General features: G+C 58.9%; 17 protein-coding genes. 7 read left to right on the forward strand and 10 right to left on the reverse strand.

Features of this window, described 5'->3' with window-relative positions; genetic code table 11:
- The first annotated feature begins 174 nt into the window (after positions 1–174).
- Positions 175–1488, forward strand: a complete 1314-nt coding sequence (locus tag AD668_RS26385) for an FAD-binding oxidoreductase (protein ID WP_053163843.1) — start codon at positions 175–177, stop codon at positions 1486–1488.
- Between the two features lie 32 nt (positions 1489–1520).
- Here the strand turns inward: AD668_RS26385 and AD668_RS26390 are convergent, their stop codons facing one another.
- Positions 1521–1766, reverse strand: coding sequence for a DUF1127 domain-containing protein (locus AD668_RS26390; protein ID WP_053163846.1), 246 nt, complete (start codon positions 1764–1766; stop codon positions 1521–1523).
- Between the two features lie 179 nt (positions 1767–1945).
- On the opposite strand from AD668_RS26390, the gene AD668_RS26395 reads away from it, so the two are divergent.
- Positions 1946–3367 (forward strand): PLP-dependent aminotransferase family protein, encoded by a 1422-nt coding sequence (locus AD668_RS26395; RefSeq protein ID WP_053163848.1) that lies wholly within the window; start codon positions 1946–1948, stop codon positions 3365–3367.
- On the opposite strand, the gene AD668_RS29615 is transcribed toward AD668_RS26395, so the two are convergent.
- From AD668_RS29615 to AD668_RS26415, 4 genes are all read right to left on the reverse strand, one after another.
- On the reverse strand, positions 3364–3612 hold the full coding sequence (locus AD668_RS29615) for a hypothetical protein (protein ID WP_156322397.1): 249 nt from the start codon (positions 3610–3612) through the stop codon (positions 3364–3366). The two genes, AD668_RS26395 and AD668_RS29615, sit on opposite strands and share 4 nt — an antisense overlap.
- A gap of 294 nt (positions 3613–3906) precedes the next feature.
- Positions 3907–6285, reverse strand: coding sequence for a fimbria/pilus outer membrane usher protein (locus tag AD668_RS26405; RefSeq protein ID WP_172681867.1), 2379 nt, complete (start codon positions 6283–6285; stop codon positions 3907–3909).
- A gap of 62 nt (positions 6286–6347) precedes the next feature.
- Positions 6348–7055 carry a fimbria/pilus chaperone family protein gene (locus AD668_RS26410; RefSeq protein ID WP_053163854.1) on the reverse strand — a complete coding sequence of 236 codons (708 nt, stop codon included), beginning with the start codon at positions 7053–7055 and terminating at the stop codon, positions 6348–6350.
- Between the two features lie 76 nt (positions 7056–7131).
- Positions 7132–7782, reverse strand: a complete 651-nt coding sequence (locus AD668_RS26415; RefSeq protein WP_053163857.1) for a DUF1120 domain-containing protein — start codon at positions 7780–7782, stop codon at positions 7132–7134.
- A 273-nt stretch (positions 7783–8055) separates the two neighbouring features.
- Here AD668_RS26415 and AD668_RS26420 point away from each other — a divergent pair, with 273 nt between their 5' ends.
- On the forward strand, positions 8056–9624 hold the full coding sequence (locus AD668_RS26420) for a phospholipase D family protein (RefSeq protein ID WP_156322398.1): 1569 nt from the start codon (positions 8056–8058) through the stop codon (positions 9622–9624).
- A 55-nt stretch (positions 9625–9679) separates the two neighbouring features.
- Here AD668_RS26420 and AD668_RS26425 read toward each other — a convergent pair whose 3' ends face one another.
- Together AD668_RS26425 and AD668_RS26430 are read right to left on the reverse strand one after the other, a co-directional pair.
- Positions 9680–10822: an MFS transporter gene (locus tag AD668_RS26425; protein WP_053163860.1), complete on the reverse strand. Its 1143-nt coding sequence runs from the start codon at positions 10820–10822 to the stop codon at positions 9680–9682.
- A gap of 195 nt (positions 10823–11017) precedes the next feature.
- The gene (locus AD668_RS26430; protein ID WP_053163862.1) at positions 11018–12511 is read right to left on the reverse strand and encodes an aldehyde dehydrogenase; all 1494 of its coding nucleotides are present in this window, start codon (positions 12509–12511) and stop codon (positions 11018–11020) included.
- A gap of 236 nt (positions 12512–12747) precedes the next feature.
- Here AD668_RS26430 and AD668_RS26435 point away from each other — a divergent pair, with 236 nt between their 5' ends.
- Positions 12748–13110, forward strand: a complete 363-nt coding sequence (locus tag AD668_RS26435) for a cupin domain-containing protein (RefSeq protein ID WP_053163864.1) — start codon at positions 12748–12750, stop codon at positions 13108–13110.
- Positions 13111–13196: 86 nt separating this feature from the next.
- Here AD668_RS26435 and rpmG read toward each other — a convergent pair whose 3' ends face one another.
- Positions 13197–13352, reverse strand: coding sequence for a 50S ribosomal protein L33 (rpmG, locus tag AD668_RS26440; RefSeq protein ID WP_007894709.1), 156 nt, complete (start codon positions 13350–13352; stop codon positions 13197–13199).
- 11 nt (positions 13353–13363) lie between these two features.
- Positions 13364–13597 (reverse strand): 50S ribosomal protein L28, encoded by a 234-nt coding sequence (gene rpmB, locus AD668_RS26445; protein WP_007894701.1) that lies wholly within the window; start codon positions 13595–13597, stop codon positions 13364–13366.
- Positions 13598–14042: 445 nt separating this feature from the next.
- Here rpmB and AD668_RS26455 point away from each other — a divergent pair, with 445 nt between their 5' ends.
- Positions 14043–15629 (forward strand): ABC transporter substrate-binding protein, encoded by a 1587-nt coding sequence (locus AD668_RS26455; protein WP_053163868.1) that lies wholly within the window; start codon positions 14043–14045, stop codon positions 15627–15629.
- A gap of 126 nt (positions 15630–15755) precedes the next feature.
- Here the strand turns inward: AD668_RS26455 and radC are convergent, their stop codons facing one another.
- Positions 15756–16430 (reverse strand): DNA repair protein RadC, encoded by a 675-nt coding sequence (gene radC / locus AD668_RS26460; protein WP_053163870.1) that lies wholly within the window; start codon positions 16428–16430, stop codon positions 15756–15758.
- A 134-nt stretch (positions 16431–16564) separates the two neighbouring features.
- Here radC and coaBC point away from each other — a divergent pair, with 134 nt between their 5' ends.
- Positions 16565–17773 (forward strand): bifunctional phosphopantothenoylcysteine decarboxylase/phosphopantothenate--cysteine ligase CoaBC, encoded by a 1209-nt coding sequence (gene coaBC / locus AD668_RS26465; RefSeq protein WP_053163872.1) that lies wholly within the window; start codon positions 16565–16567, stop codon positions 17771–17773.
- Positions 17774–17778: 5 nt separating this feature from the next.
- Positions 17779–18234: a dUTP diphosphatase gene (dut, locus tag AD668_RS26470; protein ID WP_053163874.1), complete on the forward strand. Its 456-nt coding sequence runs from the start codon at positions 17779–17781 to the stop codon at positions 18232–18234.
- Positions 18235–18263: the final 29 nt, after the last annotated feature.

The raw sequence follows: 18263 nt of genomic DNA on the forward strand, positions 1-18263 counted from the left end.
GCGAATTGTCTGACTGTTGCAGCTCATTGAAGCGGTGACCGAATGTGGAATAGACCGGGATTCTGACGTAAAACCCGCGTTCCAGACAGCGCCACCCGACCAATGTTGCCCGCCTGGGAAAGTCCGGCTTATGCTCCGGCAAATTTTCTAAACGCAAAAACCAGGAACATGCACATGACCGCCCGTGCGCAACAGCCTGTCCCAAGCCATCAGCACACCGCTTCTTACTACGCTGCCAGCAGTCTGCCGCAGCCGGAATATCCGGCGCTCAATGGCGAAGTCCTGGCCGATGTCTGTGTGGTCGGCGGAGGATTTTCCGGGTTGAACACGGCACTCGAACTGGCCGAACGCGGTCTGAGTGTGGTGCTGCTCGAAGCCCATAAAATCGGCTGGGGTGCCAGCGGGCGCAACGGCGGGCAGCTGATACGCGGCGTCGGCCACGGTCTCGATCAGTTCGCCAACATCGTCGGGGACGAAGGTGTTCGGCAGATGAAACTCATGGGGCTGGAAGCCGTAGAAATCGTCCGCCAGCGCGTCGAGCGTTTTCAGATTCCCTGCGACCTGACGTGGGGCTACTGCGATCTGGCCAACAAGCCCCGGGACCTTGAGGGCTTCGCCGAAGATGCCGAAGAACTGCGCGGCCTCGGCTACCGCTACGAGACCCGTTTGCTGCAAGCCAATGAAATGCACACCGTGGTTGGCTCCAGGCGCTATGTCGGCGGCTTGGTTGACATGGGTTCCGGGCATCTGCATCCGCTGAACCTGGCCTTGGGCGAAGCTGCCGCTGCGCAGCAATTGGGCGTAAAACTATTTGAGCAATCGACCGTCACGCGCATCGACTACGGACCCGAGGTCAAGGTCCACACCGCCCAGGGCACGGTCCGCGCCAAGACACTGGTGCTGGGCTGCAACGCTTACCTGAGTGGGCTCAACCCCGAACTCAGCGGCAAAGTCCTGCCAGCCGGTAGCTACATCATTGCGACCGAGCCATTGAGCGAAGAAGTCGCCCACGCTTTGCTGCCGCAAAATATGGCTGTGTGCGATCAACGGGTGGCACTGGATTATTACCGTCTCTCGGCGGACCGGCGCCTGCTGTTCGGTGGCGCTTGTCATTACTCAGGCCGCGACCCGAAAGACATCGCCGCGTACATGCGCCCGAAAATGCTCGAGGTTTTCCCGCAGTTGGCTGACGTGAAGATCGAGTATCGATGGGGCGGCATGATCGGCATCGGCGCCAATCGCCTGCCGCAGATTGGCCGGTTAAAGGATCAGCCGAATGTGTATTACGCCCAGGCCTATTCCGGTCATGGCGTGAATGCCACGCACCTGGCGGGCAAGTTGCTGGCCGAAGCCATCAGCGGCCAGCACGGCGGTGGTTTTGATTTGTTCGCCAAGGTGCCGCATATCACCTTCCCCGGCGGCAAGCATCTGCGCTCGCCGCTTTTGGCGCTGGGGATGTTGTGGCATCGGCTGAAAGAGCTTCGCTGAACGCCCTTCACCTGTAGGGAACGCGGTTCATCTCACAGGCGCCAGAATGGCTTCAACCCCTCCTCCCGCGCCTGCTCCCGTGTCAGGCCGATATCCTTAAGCTGATCCTGCGTCAGCGCCAGCAATGCCTTGCGCGTGTGCAGGCGCCGCCAGAACAGATCCCAGCGACTCAGGCCGGACGGCGCATTGCGCATCAGCGCATGGCGTGCGTTGTCCTTCTGCCCTGTCTCCAGTTCCTGACTGTGTAACGTCAGCCGCACATCGCTCAAGCCGTTCATGTTGTTTGCTCCTGTTTACTTGGGTAGCCAGAGGTTCCATGATGCGTGGGCGAGAAAAAGCATTACAGATTCAAACAACCTGTATTAACTCAATACAGATTTGCCGTTTTTCCGGCTGAATGGCGTATTTCTGCGTCATCTGTACCGGTCTACCGAATCACCTATACCGAGGCTGCGCCATGACCCTTTACGTCAACCTCGCCGAATTGCTCGGCACACGTATCGAACAGGGCTTCTATCGCCCCGGTGACCGGCTGCCGTCGGTGCGGGCATTGAGCGTCGAGCATGGGGTCAGCCTGAGCACGGTGCAGCAGGCCTATCGAGTACTGGAAGACAGCGGATTGGCTATGCCCAAGCCCAAGTCCGGGTATTTCGTTCCGGCCAGCCGTGAGCTGCCCGACCTGCCCGCAGTAGGTCGTCCAGCCCAGCGTCCGGTGGATATTTCCCAATGGGATCAAGTGCTGGAGCTGATCCGCGCGGTGCCGCGCAAGGACGTGGTGCAACTGGGTCGCGGAATGCCGGACATCGCCTCGCCGACCATGAAACCGCTGTTGCGCGACCTGGCACGCATCAGTCGGCGCCAGGACATGCCCGGCCTGTATTACGACAACATTCACGGCAACCTCGAACTGCGCGAACAGATCGCCCGCCTCATGCTTGATTCCGGCTGCCAGCTGGGCGCCGGCGATCTGGTGGTCACCACCGGTTGCCACGAAGCGCTGTCCACCAGCGTTCGGGCGATCTGCGAACCGGGTGACATCGTGGCGGTGGACTCGCCAAGCTTTCACGGCGCCATGCAGACCCTCAAGGGCCTGGGCATGAAAGCCTTGGAAATCCCCACCGACCCGCTGACCGGGATCAGCCTCGAAGCACTGGAACTGGCGCTGGAGCAATGGCCGATCAAGGTCATACAGTTGACCCCCAACTGCAACAACCCGTTGGGCTACATCATGCCCGAGTCACGCAAGCGCACGTTGTTGACGCTCGCCCAGCGGTTTGATGTCGCGATCATCGAAGACGATGTGTATGGCGAACTGGCCTACACCTACCCGCGTCCGCGCACGATCAAGTCTTTCGACGAGGACGGTCGAGTGTTGCTCTGCAGTTCGTTTTCCAAGACGCTGGCGCCAGGACTGCGCATCGGTTGGGTTGCGCCCGGCCGCTATCTGGAACGGGTGCTGCACATGAAATACATCAGCACCGGCTCCACAGCGCCGCAACCGCAGATTGCAATCGCCGAATTTCTCAAGAGCGGGCACTTCGAACCCCATTTACGGCGGATGCGCACGCAATACCAGCGTAATCGCGACATGATGATCGATTGGGTGACCCGCTATTTTCCCGCCGGGACCCGAGCCAGTCGCCCCCAAGGCAGCTTTATGTTGTGGGTCGAACTGCCGGAAGGCTTCGATACGTTGAAACTGAATCGAGCCTTGCACGATCAAGGCGTACAGATTGCGGTCGGCAGCATTTTTTCCGCTTCGGGCAAGTACCGCAATTGCCTGCGCATGAACTACGCGGCCAAACCAACTCCGCAGATTGAAGAAGCGGTGCGTAAGGTCGGTTCGATGGCGAGCATGCTGTTGGCACAGGACTTCTAGTTCAGCTGGAACCTGCCGCCGCCTTCAAACCGTGTCAGGTCGTTGACCCGACTGGTGGGGTCGCTCAACCGGGCATCGACTTCCAGCTCGACATCCAGACGCAATCCCTCACCGGCCATGCCGGCGCGCCACGGTATGACCCGATCTCCCGGACGCAGCAGGTCTGCCTCCAAGGGCTCGCCAGATTCACGCCTCCAATGCACGGCAAGTCCATCCAGCTGCACCGCCACAATACGTAATTGCATGGTCCCTGCTCCCCAGCGAAAACGCTGCGGGTCGGCCCGTGGCGCGATGAATCGCCATACCATCGGTTGAGGCTCAGGGCATTGAATCAACATATGAATCCGGCGGCTGCCGAAACTCAAGTCAGCGTCATCTGCAGCAGGCATCTTCAACAGCGCGCCTCGGGTTACTGATCCGTAATCCAGTTGATTCGGAGTCAGGCGCAGGTCGCACGCCTCACGAGCCGATACCGATGACGGGGCAAAAAACAATTGAACCAAGAGCAAGATAACAATGGGTTTCAAGGCAGCACTCGATCAGGACAGGGTCGGTTCATGACATAGGGCGTCGGCACGCTCATACAGCTCGTCCCCGGTAGCCGCTGGTTCGGTCAGCGGTAACGTTAGAACGCAGTGAGTTACGCCCCCTCGGCGCACATGCAAAACCTGGCCAGGCTTTGAATCGCTCAGAAAGATGGTGCCGGCGTCCAGTACCGTCGTGAGGAACCGGCCCTGCGCATCATGGACCGCCCCTCCCTGCGCTAACCACTGTCGATCCGCTGTCCTGGCCTGCAAGAGCAAACGCCTTACATTCACCATAGAAAAATCCAGATACTGCACCGAGCCTCGACTGGCTTCGACTTCCTGAAAACCGTTGAGTACATCGACGTTACGCGGCAGGCTGAGGGAATCGATCTCCACCCTCCCAGTGTTGTATGCCGGCAAGGTTGCCGCTACCGCCCGCCCCTTGCCGTCGGTCCAGACCGGACCTTGTGGCGTGTGCAACTTCAGTCCGGCCGAATCGCCTGCCTTGAGCACGGCAAAAGTGTCACTCACAGCATATGGCGAAAGTGTCACGCCATCAGGATGGAACACTGCTGCGCCCCGTGCCCCTGTATCGAAGCTGGTCGAGCCAGGCCGCCGGCTGTAGCCGAAATCGAGGCTTGAGTAATGTGCCAGTACGCCAAGCCGCGCCCCCATGCTCGACTGGCCATCTTCGCGACGCTCACCGCTGACGCTGTAGGCCAGTGTTTCGCTCACGGAATCACTGATGACCACCCCACTACGTACCCCTGATCGCTCATCGTCACGCAAGTAGCTGCGTATCCGGCGCTGCCCGCCCAAGGGAGCGGCAAGTGTCAGATAAGCCGAACTGCCTCCGCGACGCTCTTCCGTTGCTCCGACATCTCGTTCCAGCGTCAGCGACAAGGTCGTCCTCTGCGGCAACATTCTTGACCAGGAGAGTCCTAACCTTGTTTGCGCTGGCTCATAGGCGCTGGTGTACCGCGACAGATTCGCGCCCAGTGCCCCCCAACGCTCGGTCGAGCCATTGAGAGAGAAGACCCATTGATCCCGCCCGCGGTACTCGGGTCTTTGCTGGTGACGGTTCCAGCCAGTATCTGAAAGCGTGCGAAATCCTTCGCTCGCGCGTGCGGCAAAAATACTCGCCGACAGATTTGCCGATAGCGCCACACTGGTTGTCATTTGTAACTGATGGCCACGCTGCCCCTGCGACAGCTCATTGGACAATACCTGCCGAATACCCGAGGTCACACCAACTGACCATTGTTGCTGCAGACCCCAGCCCGATGACAAGTAGCCGGTTGCGCCCATTACGCCACCCGACATACGCGTGCCCCTGCTCCAGTCGAGGTCTGTGCTGAACGCCGCGAATGCTGGCGTCTGACGCCCATCCTGCTGCGAACGTCGCACCTGACCCAGTGCGAAATTGAAACCCGACGGGGTACCGAAATCCGCGTCATACAGTCCCTCGGCCGGCACCCGAAATTGCCGTTGACGCCCATCCTCCTCGTGCACCGTCACCTCCAGATCCAACTGACTGCTCAACAATGGCAACTCTGTGAATACGAACGGCCCACTGGGCACCATTGTCGTGAAGATCATCACACCGTTTTGGCGAACCTCAATACGCGCCGCCGAATACGCCACACCTTCGACCCGGCTACGAGCTCCCCGACCCCTGTCGTTCAAACGGGCGAAAGCGCGATCTGGCTGCAGTTGCATGCCGGTGAACGACTCACCGGCAAACAAGGGGGAGGTCATGTTCAATTGGCCAATCTGCAGGGTAGCGTCGAATGATTCCAGCGTTCTCGCACCGTAGGCATAAAGGTGCTCAAAACCTGCGTGATCGGAAGATTCGGTATAGGAATGTCGACTGCGCAACACCCAATCCCCGGCATTCATTCCTATTTCCGAGGCGACACTTCGATAATCCCTTCGCTGCCCAGCGGACTCGCTGCTTTGCACCAATACGTCATAGTTGACCAAGCCCGCCATGCCACCACGGGCAAACTTGCGCGACGCCCTTTCGATCGGCAGCAAGGTATTGGTCGGCACTAAAATATCGACCTGCTCCACACCGGGATAAAGGCTGACCACTGCGGCGGGGAAGCTATCGGCAAATGTCGGGCATTGCGTCGAATCAAGCGCCGATGCAGGAGCATGAGCAGGAGCACGCACCCCAGCTGCTTTCAGCAACTGCGGATCGAAACAGAGGCGACCTTGCTCGTCGAACGTGGCCTTGATGCGCCCTTTAGGCTGGCCATTGACCGCCAACCCAACAGAGCGCGGGCCCTGCAGAAATCGCGGTGCATCCCGAAAAAGCTCAGCCAGTGCCGGATCAATCCCACGAGCCTTGAGCACCAGGGGATCAAACACTACAGACTCGGCAGCCATTGTCGGCAACCCGTACAAAACCAACATCAGACCGCCAAGCCATCGCGTTACCGCCGAGGACATCAACGACCAACCGGCGAATCATGATGCTGAACAGAAAATCCATAAGTTGTTGCCGGAAAAATCCGTACAGTCGTTGTGTTTAACGCACCCCCCGGTTGCATTGCAACGTTCAGACGCTCACCGGGTAAAAGGTATGGCCGCGGCAGGTCCACCGATATACCGCCAGGCAATGGCACAACAGCCTTGGCCAACCTGACGACATAAGGGCTGGGGTTGCTCACACGTAATTGATTGCCTGCCTGTGACCATCGCAGCAACTTCCACGGCTCCCGTTCTATCGGAAGACCAGAGGGACGAATAATAACCGGCAAGTTCTGTCGAACACCCAGACTGACACGCGAGCCATCCGCGCCTGCAACAGGGCTGACGCCTTCGAAAATCACTCGTTTGAGCCGCTCGACCTGCAACGGCTGAACGGCCTGCAGGATAAATCGCACTTGCTGTACAGCTCCTGGCTCGACGCGCGCCACCGGCGGGGTGAATACCAGCAATAGCTCATCATCTTCAGCTACGTTTTCTACGCTGGTGAACAGAAGCGCAGGTCGTGCATCGGTATTTCTGACATTCATGGTGGACTCACCAATGCGCTCTTCGATGACCAGCACGGGTGTCTGCGGCACCATCCCTGCTCCCTGAGCAACGGGAGTGGACAACAACAGAAACAGAAACAAACCATGCAGGACCGGGTCGTTAAACAACCTAGACATATGGATTTCCAGAATTCATCAAGACAAGGGCGGCAGGCAAAAACCGGGTGCCGAACGACACCCGGGGCTGGTGCCGTCAGATATAGAACATGTCGAACGTCACGGAGCCATCGAGCGGAATTTCGTTAGCGATCGGCAACGCATCGCTGGGCCCGATGATGGGTACCAGGCTCATCGGGAAATTGTGATGCCTTGCCGCGATCGGGCCGCTGGCAACGTTTGCGCCCCAGGAATAAAACGCCGGTGCGTTACCCACCAAGCCGGTCGTAGGCGATTGCCACAACGGATTGGCCACTGTCCGGGTCAGCAGTACTTGAGCTCTTCCATCGGCATCAGGGATCCGATAGCGCAAACCAAATCCACCGATTCGCGTGCCATTAATCTCGCCAATACCGTAGAAAAGTGCCGGATTACTTTGCCCGGCACCGTCATGTATTCCCGGCAACTTTGTTGCCTCACGGTTATCCCTGACTGAGACCTCGACTGACGCCGGCGCATCGCAGTTTATATACAGAGAGATATCGCGCTCGGGCAGTATGGTTTGCGTTGTCTTGTTAAGCGTCGCTGCGGAAATCTTGCGCAAATCCACGGTATCCCCGCCCTGGAATGCCGGCACGCATGAGGTCGGAATGATAGTTCCAATCACATTTAAATCAGCGCTTTCAGCCATGGCCATCAGAGGAAAGGCGCTAAAAACAAAAGTTACAACAATGTTTGCCTTTTTCATCACAACATCCTGTTGATAAATGTAGTAACAACTATGCAAATCATTAATCAGCTTAACGACCTGCAGTCCAATCAAGCGAATTTATAGTCTCGGGTTACGTAGGATTGATCTGTAGGAGTAAACGTCGAAGCCCGATAGAAATCACCACTGTTTCTGTAGTTCGCCTGTTGGTGATCACTCAGAGGTAATGACCAAGGTAAAAATCCGTCGCCCATTCACGCAGCCAACGGACATGCCATACTTCGCGCTATGCCTCGATTCGAGACGATTGACGTGCGACTCCGACAGCCCCTGCTTGCTCTTGTGCTACTTGCCTCGTTTCTGGGCGGTTGCGCCAACTTCGACATTCAAGTTGACCCCAGCCAGGCACTGCCGGCGACAGAGTCCGCGTTCGGCCGCTCGGTCAAGGCGCAGGCTGCGCCTTATCAGGGACAATCGGGTTTTCGCTTGCTGTCTGACGGCACTGATGCCTTCACCGCCCGGGCCGAGCTGATTCGCAAAGCCCAAAGCAGCCTCGATCTGCAGTACTACATCGTGCATGACGGCATCAGCACACGCATGCTGGTGGAGGAAATGCTCAAGGCTGCCGACCGTGGCGTACGCGTTCGCATTTTGCTCGACGACACAACCAGCGACGGCCAGGATCGCACCATTGCGACCCTGGCAGCCCATCCCAAGATTCAGATCCGCGTGTTCAACCCCCTGCATCTCGGTCGCAGCACCGGCGTTACGCGCACTTTGGGGCGGTTTTTCAACCTGTCACTGCAACACCGGCGCATGCACAACAAGCTGTGGCTGGCGGACAACAGCATGGCCATTGTTGGCGGGCGTAACCTGGGTGACGAGTATTTCGATGCCGAGCCCAACATGAACTTCACCGACATCGACTTGCTCGGTGTCGGCCCGGTCGCCGAGCAGTTGGGGCAGAGTTTCGACCAGTACTGGAACAGCGCGCTGAGCAAGCCGATCGACGAGTTCATGTCGACCAAGCCAACGGCAGAGGATTTGCAAAACACGCGCACCCGACTGGAAGAGTCCCTGGAGCAATCACGCAGACAAAATCACGCCCTCTATCAACGCCTGATGGTCTACCGCACCGAACCGCGCCTTGATAACTGGCGTAAAGAGCTGATCTGGGCGAACAACCAGGTGTTGTGGGATGCGCCGAGCAAGGTACTGGCCGATGGCGAGCCCGATCCGCACTTGCTGCTGACCACTCAGTTGGCACCGGAACTCGATGGCGTCAGCAAAGAACTGATCATGGTCTCGGCCTACTTCGTGCCGGGCCCGCAAGGGCTGGTTTACCTGACCGGACGCGCCGACGCCGGCGTATCGGTGCGCCTGCTGACCAACGCGCTGGAGGCTACGGACGTACCGGCGGTGCATGGCGGCTACGCGCCTTATCGCAGAGCCCTGCTGGAGCACGGTGTGCAGCTGTTTGAGCTGCGCCGCCAGCCCGGCGATGAAAGCGGTAGTGGGCCTCGCCTGTTTTCCAGCCGGTCCTATGGCGAATCCGATTCGAGCCTGCACAGCAAGGCGATCATCTTCGACCAGCGGAAATCCTTCATCGGCTCGTTCAATTTCGACCCGCGCTCGGTCTTGTGGAACACCGAAGTCGGCGTTCTGGTCGACAGCCCCGAACTGGCCGCTCGGGTCCGCGAACTGGCATTGCAAGGCATGGCACCCGCCCTGAGTTATCAGGTGAAGCTGGAAAACGACCAGATCGTCTGGACCACTGAAGACGACGGCAAGATGCACACCCTGACCAAAGAACCGGGGAGTTGGTGGCGGCGGTTCAATGCGTGGCTGAGCAATACGGTCGGGCTGGAGAGGATGTTGTAAAAGATCGCAACCGACGCAGGAGCTGCTGAAGGCTGCGATCTTTTGATCTTTGATTCTAAGCCGCTTGCACCGTACCAAACGCCCCTTGCCGCGACACCACTATCAACACGCCCAGGGCCCCAACCGCCATCAACAACGGCAACGCATGCCCGCTGACCCATTGACTGCCAGCACCCGCCAACAGTGGCCCGATCAGACAACCAATCCCCCACAGCTGGGCGATATGCGCATTGGCCCGCACCAGCGCATCATCGCGATAACGCTCGCCGATCAGGATCAGCGACAAAGTGAACAGCCCGCCAGCACTGGCGCCGAACAGTACCCACAACGGCCAGATCAGCAGCGTATCGATCAGCATGGGGATCGCCAGACTCGCCACCAACAGGACCACCGCACAACCGGTGAACAATGCACGCCGTGACAAGCGATCAGCCAGGGCACCAATCGGCAATTGCAGAATCGCATCGCCGACGACCACGGTGCTGACCATTGCTAAAGCGATCTCCGTGGTAAAGCCCTGGCGCAGGCAGTAGACCGGCAACAACGTCAGGATCATCGCTTCGAACGCCGCAAACAACGAAACCGCCCAGGCAATCGCTGGCAAACCACGACAGAAAGCCAACAAATCAGAAAGGGTCACGCTGCTGGCCTCGCTACTCGGCGCACCGCTACGGCCGAGCAACAGAAATGGCGCGCCCATCAACAATCCGACGCCCACCCAAAAACCATAATCGTGATCGGTACCCATGAACCCCAGCAACACCGGCCCGGCCAACTGGCTCAGCGCATAGCAGCTGCCATACAGCGCCACCAAGCGTCCGCGCCATTGCTCGATTACCAGTTGATTGATCCAGCTTTCACCGATGATGAAGACGAGGGTCAGGATCACCCCGATCATCAACCGCAGCACCAGCCATATCGGATAGCTCGGAAGCAGTGCCAGCAATCCGATGGAAACCGCCCCGGCCCACAGGCACAGGCGCATCAGATTCGCCGTGCCGAAACGTGCCGCCAGATGGCTGGAGATTTTCGCCCCCAGCAACACGCCAATGGCCGGCATCGCCGCCATTACACCGATGGCAAACGATCCGTATCCCCAGCCTTCCAGGCGAAACGACACCAGTGGCATGCTGACCCCAAGGGCCAGGCCAACACTCAAGACAGACGCCAACACGGCAAAATACGTCGCCCAACGCATGTTCCACGCTCCTGTGGAAAATTATTGTTTTTACGGACGGCACAAAACACTGTGGGAGCGAGCCTGCTCACGAAGACGGAGCAACATTCAACACTTTCGTCGACTGTCACACCTCTATCGCGAGCAGGCTCACTCCCACAAGGGATCTGCGTCGTTCGGGGGGCCTGCTACCGGAACAGGCCGCCCCTTAACGCCTTACAACTTGATCCAGGTCGCCTTCAGCTCGGTGTACTTGTCGAACGCGTGCAATGACTTGTCGCGACCGTTGCCGGACTGCTTGAAGCCACCGAACGGCGCGGTCATGTCGCCGCCATCGTATTGGTTGACCCACACGCTACCGGCACGCAGGGCGCGGGCGGTGAGATGAGCCTTGGAGATGTCGGCAGTCCAGACCGCAGCGGCCAGGCCGTAAGGCGTGTCGTTGGCAATCGCGATGGCTTCTTCAGCACTGTCGAAGGTGATGACCGACAGAACCGGGCCGAAGATTTCTTCCTGGGCGATTTTCATCGCGTTGCTCACGCCGTCGAAAATCGTCGGCTCGACGTAAGTGCCGCCGGTTTCTTCCAGAATGCGCTTGCCGCCAGCCACCAGTTTGGCGCCGTCGGTGTGGCCCGATTCGATGTAGGACAGCACGGTGTTCATCTGCTGAGTGTCCACCAGTGCGCCGACGTTGGTCGCCGGGTCCAGCGGGTTACCCGGCTTCCAGGTTTTCAGGGCCTCGATCACCAGCGGCAGGAATTTGTCCTTGATCGAACGCTCCACCAGCAGGCGCGAACCAGCGGTGCAAACTTCGCCCTGGTTGAAGGCGATGGCACCGGCAGCGGCTTCGGCAGCGTCCTGCAGGTTCGGGGCATCGGCGAATACAATATTCGGGCTCTTGCCGCCGGCTTCGAGCCAGACGCGCTTCATGTTCGACTCGCCGGAGTAGATCAGCAGTTGCTTGGCGATTTTGGTCGAACCGGTGAACACCAGGGTGTCGACGTCGTTATGCAAGGCCAAGGCCTTGCCGACGGTGTGACCATAGCCTGGCAGCACGTTCAGCACACCTTTCGGAATACCGGCTTCAACGGCCAGCGCCGCGATGCGGATGGCGGTCAGCGGGGATTTTTCCGACGGTTTGAGGATCACCGAGTTACCGGTGGACAGCGCCGGGCCGAGTTTCCAGCAAGCCATCATCAGCGGGAAGTTCCACGGCACGATGGCGCCAACCACTCCAACCGGCTCGCGGGTCACCAGACCCAGCTGATCGTGCGGGGTGGCAGCGACTTCGTCGTAGATCTTGTCGATGGCTTCACCGCTCCAGCTCAGCGCTTGCGCCGCGCCGGGAACGTCGATGTACAGGGAGTCGCTGATCGGCTTGCCCATGTCGAGGGTTTCAAGCAGGGCCAGCTCTTCGGCATGCTGCTTGAGCAGACCGGCGAAACGGATCATGGTGGATTTGCGCTTGGCTGGTGCCAGACGCGACCAGGCACCGGAGTTGAAGGTGGCGCGGGCGTTTTCCACGGCGCGCTGGGCATCGGCGGCGTCACAGCTGGCGATCTTGCCCAGCAGACGGCCATCGACCGGGCTGATGCACTCGAACGTCTCGGCGGACACAGCGTCGGTGTATTCGCCATTGATGTAGGCGCGGCCTTCGATTTTCAGGTCGCGGGCGCGTTGCTCCCAGTCGGCACGGGTCAGGGTGGTCATACGAGTGTCCTCCTCTTATTGAATACGACACCCGCGTTCTTCGCGGGTGCTGTCAGGAATTCTGCCCGGCCAGCCTGCTTTTTCGGCCCAAGGCAACCGCCACCCTAAACCAGCCGCACATGAAGTTTCAATATATTTGACATAACGCTGGCAAACGGCCTTGCGATGTTCATTTTAATAAACATAGACTTTGGCCAAATCAACCACTCGCGTCGCAATCACGGGGGCATACAACAATGAGCATCAATAACGTCGTCGACTTCAGCCAGGCCACTACGGAACCCGAGCGCTACCACCCTGACCCGGCAAAAGTGCTCAAGGGCGACCCTGAACAAACGCTCTACAACCACTACAACAGCCCGTGCGGGCAATTGAACGCTGGCGTGTGGGAAGCGGAGGTCGGCCAATGGGCCGTCAACTTCACCGAACACGAATACTGCGAAATCGTTCAAGGTGTTTCAGTGCTACGCGACAACGAGGGCAACGCCAAGACCCTGCGCGTGGGTGATCGCTTTGTGATCCCGGCCGGATTCAAAGGAACGTGGGAAGTGCTGGAACCGTGCCGCAAGATTTATGTGGCGTTTGAACAGAAGGCTTGAGGCCCTGACAGGCACCACAAAATCCAGGCAACAAAAAAGGCCCGTATCTCGCGATACGGGCCTTTTTCGTAAGAAGGAAAAATCAATTACTTGATTTTGCCTTCTTTGTAGATCACGTGCTTGCGAACAACCGGATCAAATTTCTTGATCTCGATTTTGTCCGGAGTAGTGCGCTTGTTCTTGTCGGTAGTGTAGAAGTGACCAGTACCGGCGCTCGAAATCAAACGAATCAATTCACGCATGATTAGCTCCCTTAGATCTTGCCAGCTTTGCGGATTTCGGCCAGCACGACAGTAATGCCACGCTTGTCGATGATACGCATGCCTTTGGCAGATACGCGCAGACGCACGAAACGTTTCTCTTCTTCAACCCAGAAGCGGTGATGCTGCAGGTTCGGCAGGAAACGACGACGGGTTTTGTTGTTTGCGTGGGAAATGTTATTCCCAGTCACCGGACCCTTACCGGTAACTTGACAGACTCTAGACATGCCTCAGCCCTCTAAACCACATGCCCAACCCGGCATGGGTTGGCCGCTTAATCTCTCAGTCATTTGGCGCCAGGCGCCGCGTTTCTTTAAGGGTCTTACCGGCTACACCTACAAACGAAGGAACCGGGCCCCTAGAAAAGAGCGCTGCTTTATACCAGAAAGACTAGAGAGCAACAACATTCAGTGTGCATTGAATTCGCAAAAACCCCATTTTTCGGGCGCCAAGGGCTTTGGACAAAGGCTATCGCCGATGCCGACCACTCGTCGCAGAGAATTGGCCAGCTTGCCAACCGGGGGCATTTCAAAACCGCCGCACAGCAAAATCAGGCGCCATACTCCCCCGAAAATGAAAAAGGGGATAGTCATTTGCAATGGAGCCCACTAGGGTAAGCCTTTTCCAGACTGCACTTGCAGATGGGCCTTCGATCTGTAAAGGAATCCGACCATGCGCCTCGCTGCCCTATCGCTGTTGCTTGCCCCTTTGATGCTGAGCCCGCTGGCCCAGGCCGCCGCCCTGAGCGTCTGCACCGAGGCCAGCCCGGAAGGGTTCGACGTGGTGCAATATAACTCGTTGACGACAACCAACGCCTCGGCCGACGTGCTGATGAACCGCCTGGTGGACTTTGACACCGCCAGCGGCAAGGTAGTCGCCGGCCTCGCCGACAGCTGGGAGGTCAGTCCCGATGGTCTGGTCTACATCTTCAAATTGCACCCGCAAGTGAAGTTCCACCGCACCGAATACTTCTCGCCTACCCACGATGTAACCGCCGAAGACGTTATTTTCAGCTTCGACCGCATGCTCGACCCCGCCAATCCATGGCACAAAATTGCCCAAAGCGGCTTCCCGCATGCGCAATCGATGCAATTGCCTGCGCTGATCAAGAAGATCGATGCCCTTGACCCGTTGACTGTGCGCTTCACGCTCGATCATCCGGACTCGACATTCCTGCCAACCCTGAGCATGGGTTTCGCCTCGATCTATTCGGCCGAATATGCCGACAAACTGCTCAAGGCCGGAACGCCGGAGAAACTCAACAGTCAGCCGATCGGCACAGGTCCGTTTGTCTTCACCCGATTCCAGAAAGACGCCTCGATTCGCTACAAGGCCAACGCCGACTATTTCCGTGGCAAACCTGCGGTCGATCCGCTGATCTTCGCGATCACGCCGGACGCCAACGTGCGGTTGCAGAAATTGCGCCGTAACGAGTGCCAGATCGCTCTGTCACCCAAACCGCTGGACGTACAAGCCGCGCTGAAAGAACCGACGTTGAAAGTGGAAAAGACTGACGCCTTCATGACCGCGTTCGTCGCCCTCAACAGCCAGCACCCACCGCTGGATAAACCTGAAGTGCGTCAGGCGATCAACCTCGCCTTCGACAAAGCCAACTACGTCAAAGCCGTGTTCGAAGACACCGCCGAGCCTGCCAGCGGGCCGTACCCGCCCAACACCTGGAGCTACGCCAAGAGCTTGCCCGGCTATCCCCATGACGTGGCAAAAGCCAAGGCATTGATGGCCAAGGCCGGACTCAAGGAGGGCTTCCAGACCACGATATGGACCCGTCCGTCGGGCAGCCTGCTCAATCCCAATCCAAGCCTCGGCGCCCAAATGCTGCAATCCGATCTCGCGGAAATCGGCATTCAGGCCGAAATTCGCGTGATCGAATGGGGCGAGCTGATTCGTCGCGCCAAGGCGGGCGAGCACGACATCCTGTTCATGGGCTGGGCCGGCGATAACGGCGACCCGGACAACTTCCTCACACCGCAGTTTTCCTGCGCTGCGGTCAAGTCCGGTACCAACTTTGCCCGTTACTGCAACCAGGACCTGGACAAGCTGATCAGCGCTGGCAAGACCACCGGAGAGCAAGGTGTTCGTACCAAACTTTACGAACAGGCGCAGACCCAGATTCAGCAGCAGGCGTTGTGGCTGCCGCTGGCGCATCCGACTGCCTTCGCGTTGACGCGCAAGGATGTCGAGGGGTATTCGGTGAGCCCGTTCGGCCGCCAGGATTATTCGAAGGTTGACCTGAAGTAACCGCTACACCCACAGCTTGCAGGAGCCGGCTTGCTGGCGATATCGTCGTCACGCTCAGCACCTACGCCGGATCTGCTGGCCTCATCGCCAGCAAGCCGGCTCCTACAAATGTCTGCGTGTATTCCGTTACATCCACCCATACTCCGCCATCGACAGCGGATCACCGTCGCCGATGATGAAATGGTCGAGTATCCGCACGTCGATCAACTCCAGCGCTTTTTGCAGGCGCCTGGTCAGAACCCGGTCGGCCTGACTCGGATCGCTGTTGCCCGACGGATGATTGTGGCAGAGGATCAACGCCGCAGCATTGTTGGCCAAGGCGCGCTTGACCACCTCTCGCGGATGGACGCTGGTGTTGTCGATGGAACCGCGAAACAACACTTCAAAGGTCAACACCTGATGCCTGGAGTCCAGAAACAGGCAGCCAAACACCTCATGGGGCTCGTGGCGCAGCATCGATTTCAGATAATCGCGAACGGCCTGCGGATTCTCGAGGGCCGATTTTTGCCGCGCCCGCTCGGCCAGATGGCGCCTGCTCATTTCTTGAGCAGCCTGCAATTGAGCAAACTTGGCCGGCCCCAGCCCAAGTTGTTTGCTGAACGTTTCCTGATCCGCTTCGAGCAGCGTGCGCAGGCTGCCGAACTGATTCAGCAGGTGTCGCGCCAGATCGACTGCGCTTTTACCCACCACGCCCGTTCGTAGAAAAATAGCCAGTAACTCAGCGTCCGAAAGACTTCCCGCGCCCCGTTCCAGCAACCTCTCCCGCGGCCGCTCCGCCACCGGCCAATCGCGAATACTCATAGCATCTCCCTGTCTGTGGGCGCCGCTGTTCCGTAGCGGTCGCTGTGATATCGTAGCCCATCTTTTTGCGGGCGATTTCACTCCTGGGGAGGGGGTATCGCCATGCAGTCATCAACGAAATGAAAGGCAGGCCTATGCAGCGGCTGTATCGGAAACGCATTGTTCTGGGTGTCGGCGGCGGTATTGCTGCCTACAAGAGCGCCGACCTGGTTCGCCGCCTGATCGACCAGGGCGCTGAAGTGCGCGTGGTCATGACCCGTGGTGGGGCCGAATTCATCACCCCGCTGACCATGCAGGCCCTGTCTGGGCATCCGGTCCATCTGGACCTGTTGGACCCGGCGGCAGAAGCTGCGATGGGCCACATCGAGCTGGCCAAGTGGGCTGATCTGGTGCTGATCGCTCCCGCTACCGCGGACCTGATCGCCCGATTGGCCCAAGGCATTGCCGACGATCTGCTCACCACGCTGGTGCTGGCCACGGACGCGGTCGTGGCTGTTGCCCCGGCCATGAACCAGGCCATGTGGCGCGACCCGGCGACTCAAGCCAATCTGCAAACCCTCGAAAGCCGCGACATCAAGGTCTTCGGTCCAGCGTCAGGCAGCCAGGCCTGCGGCGATGTAGGCCTTGGGCGCATGCTCGAAGCCACCGACCTCGCCCAACTCGCTGCCGACTGTTTCCAGCGTCAGGCGCTGACCGGCAAACACGTGCTGATCACAGCGGGTCCGACCCAGGAAAACATTGACCCGGTGCGCTACATCACCAACCACAGCTCCGGAAAAATGGGCTTTGCCCTGGCCGAAGCCGCGGTGGAAGCCGGCGCCCGCGTGACCCTGATCACTGGCCCCGTACACCTGCCGACCCCGGATCGCGTTACGCGTATCGACGTGGTCAGTGCCCGCGACATGCTGGCCGCGTGCGAATCCGCGATCCCCTGCGACATTTTCATTGCCTCGGCTGCCGTCGCGGATTACCGCCCGGAAGTCGTCGCCCCGCAAAAACTCAAGAAAGATCCTACGAGCGGCGACGGCTTGCTACTACAAATGGTGCGCAACCCGGACATCCTGGCCAGCATCGCCACACGCCCCGATCGCCCGTTCAGTGTCGGTTTCGCCGCCGAAACCGAACACCTGCTCGATTACGCTGCGCGCAAGTTGAAAGACAAGAACCTCGACTTGATCGTCGCCAACGATGTCGCCAACCCGACCATTGGCTTCAACAGCGAAGAAAACGCCTGCAGCGTGATCGACCGTGAGCTTCATGCCACACTTTTCGCTCAGACCAGCAAGAGCAAGATTGCTCGCCAGCTGATCACTTTTATCGCCGAACGTCTGAACCAGGTTTAATTTACATGCACGCTTTGCAAGCCAAAATCCTCGACCCCCGCCTCGGTACCGAATTCCCGCTGCCGCAATACGCTACGTCTGGCTCCGCCGGCCTCGACCTGCGGGCCATGCTGGAAAAGGACATCGTGATCAAACCGGGGGAAACGGTGCTGATTCCTACCGGCCTGTCGATTTACATAGGCGATCCGAACCTCGCGGCGCTCATTCTGCCGCGCTCGGGAATGGGCCATAAGCACGGCATCGTGCTGGGCAACCTCGTTGGTCTGATCGACTCCGATTATCAGGGCCAACTGCAGGTTTCCTGCTGGAACCGTGGCCAGACCGAATTCACCATGCCGGTTGGCGAGCGTTTGGCGCAACTGGTGCTGGTGCCTGTTGTTCAAGCGCACTTCGAGATGGTTCAAGAGTTCGTCGAGACTGACCGCGGCACGGGCGGCTTCGGCCATACCGGCAGCCATTGATCCGGCACGCTCTTTTGTAGGAGCAGCCT

The organism is Pseudomonas sp. P1.8 (genome assembly GCF_001269805.1).
In the GTDB taxonomy this organism is placed as follows: Bacteria; Pseudomonadota; Gammaproteobacteria; order Pseudomonadales; family Pseudomonadaceae; genus Aquipseudomonas.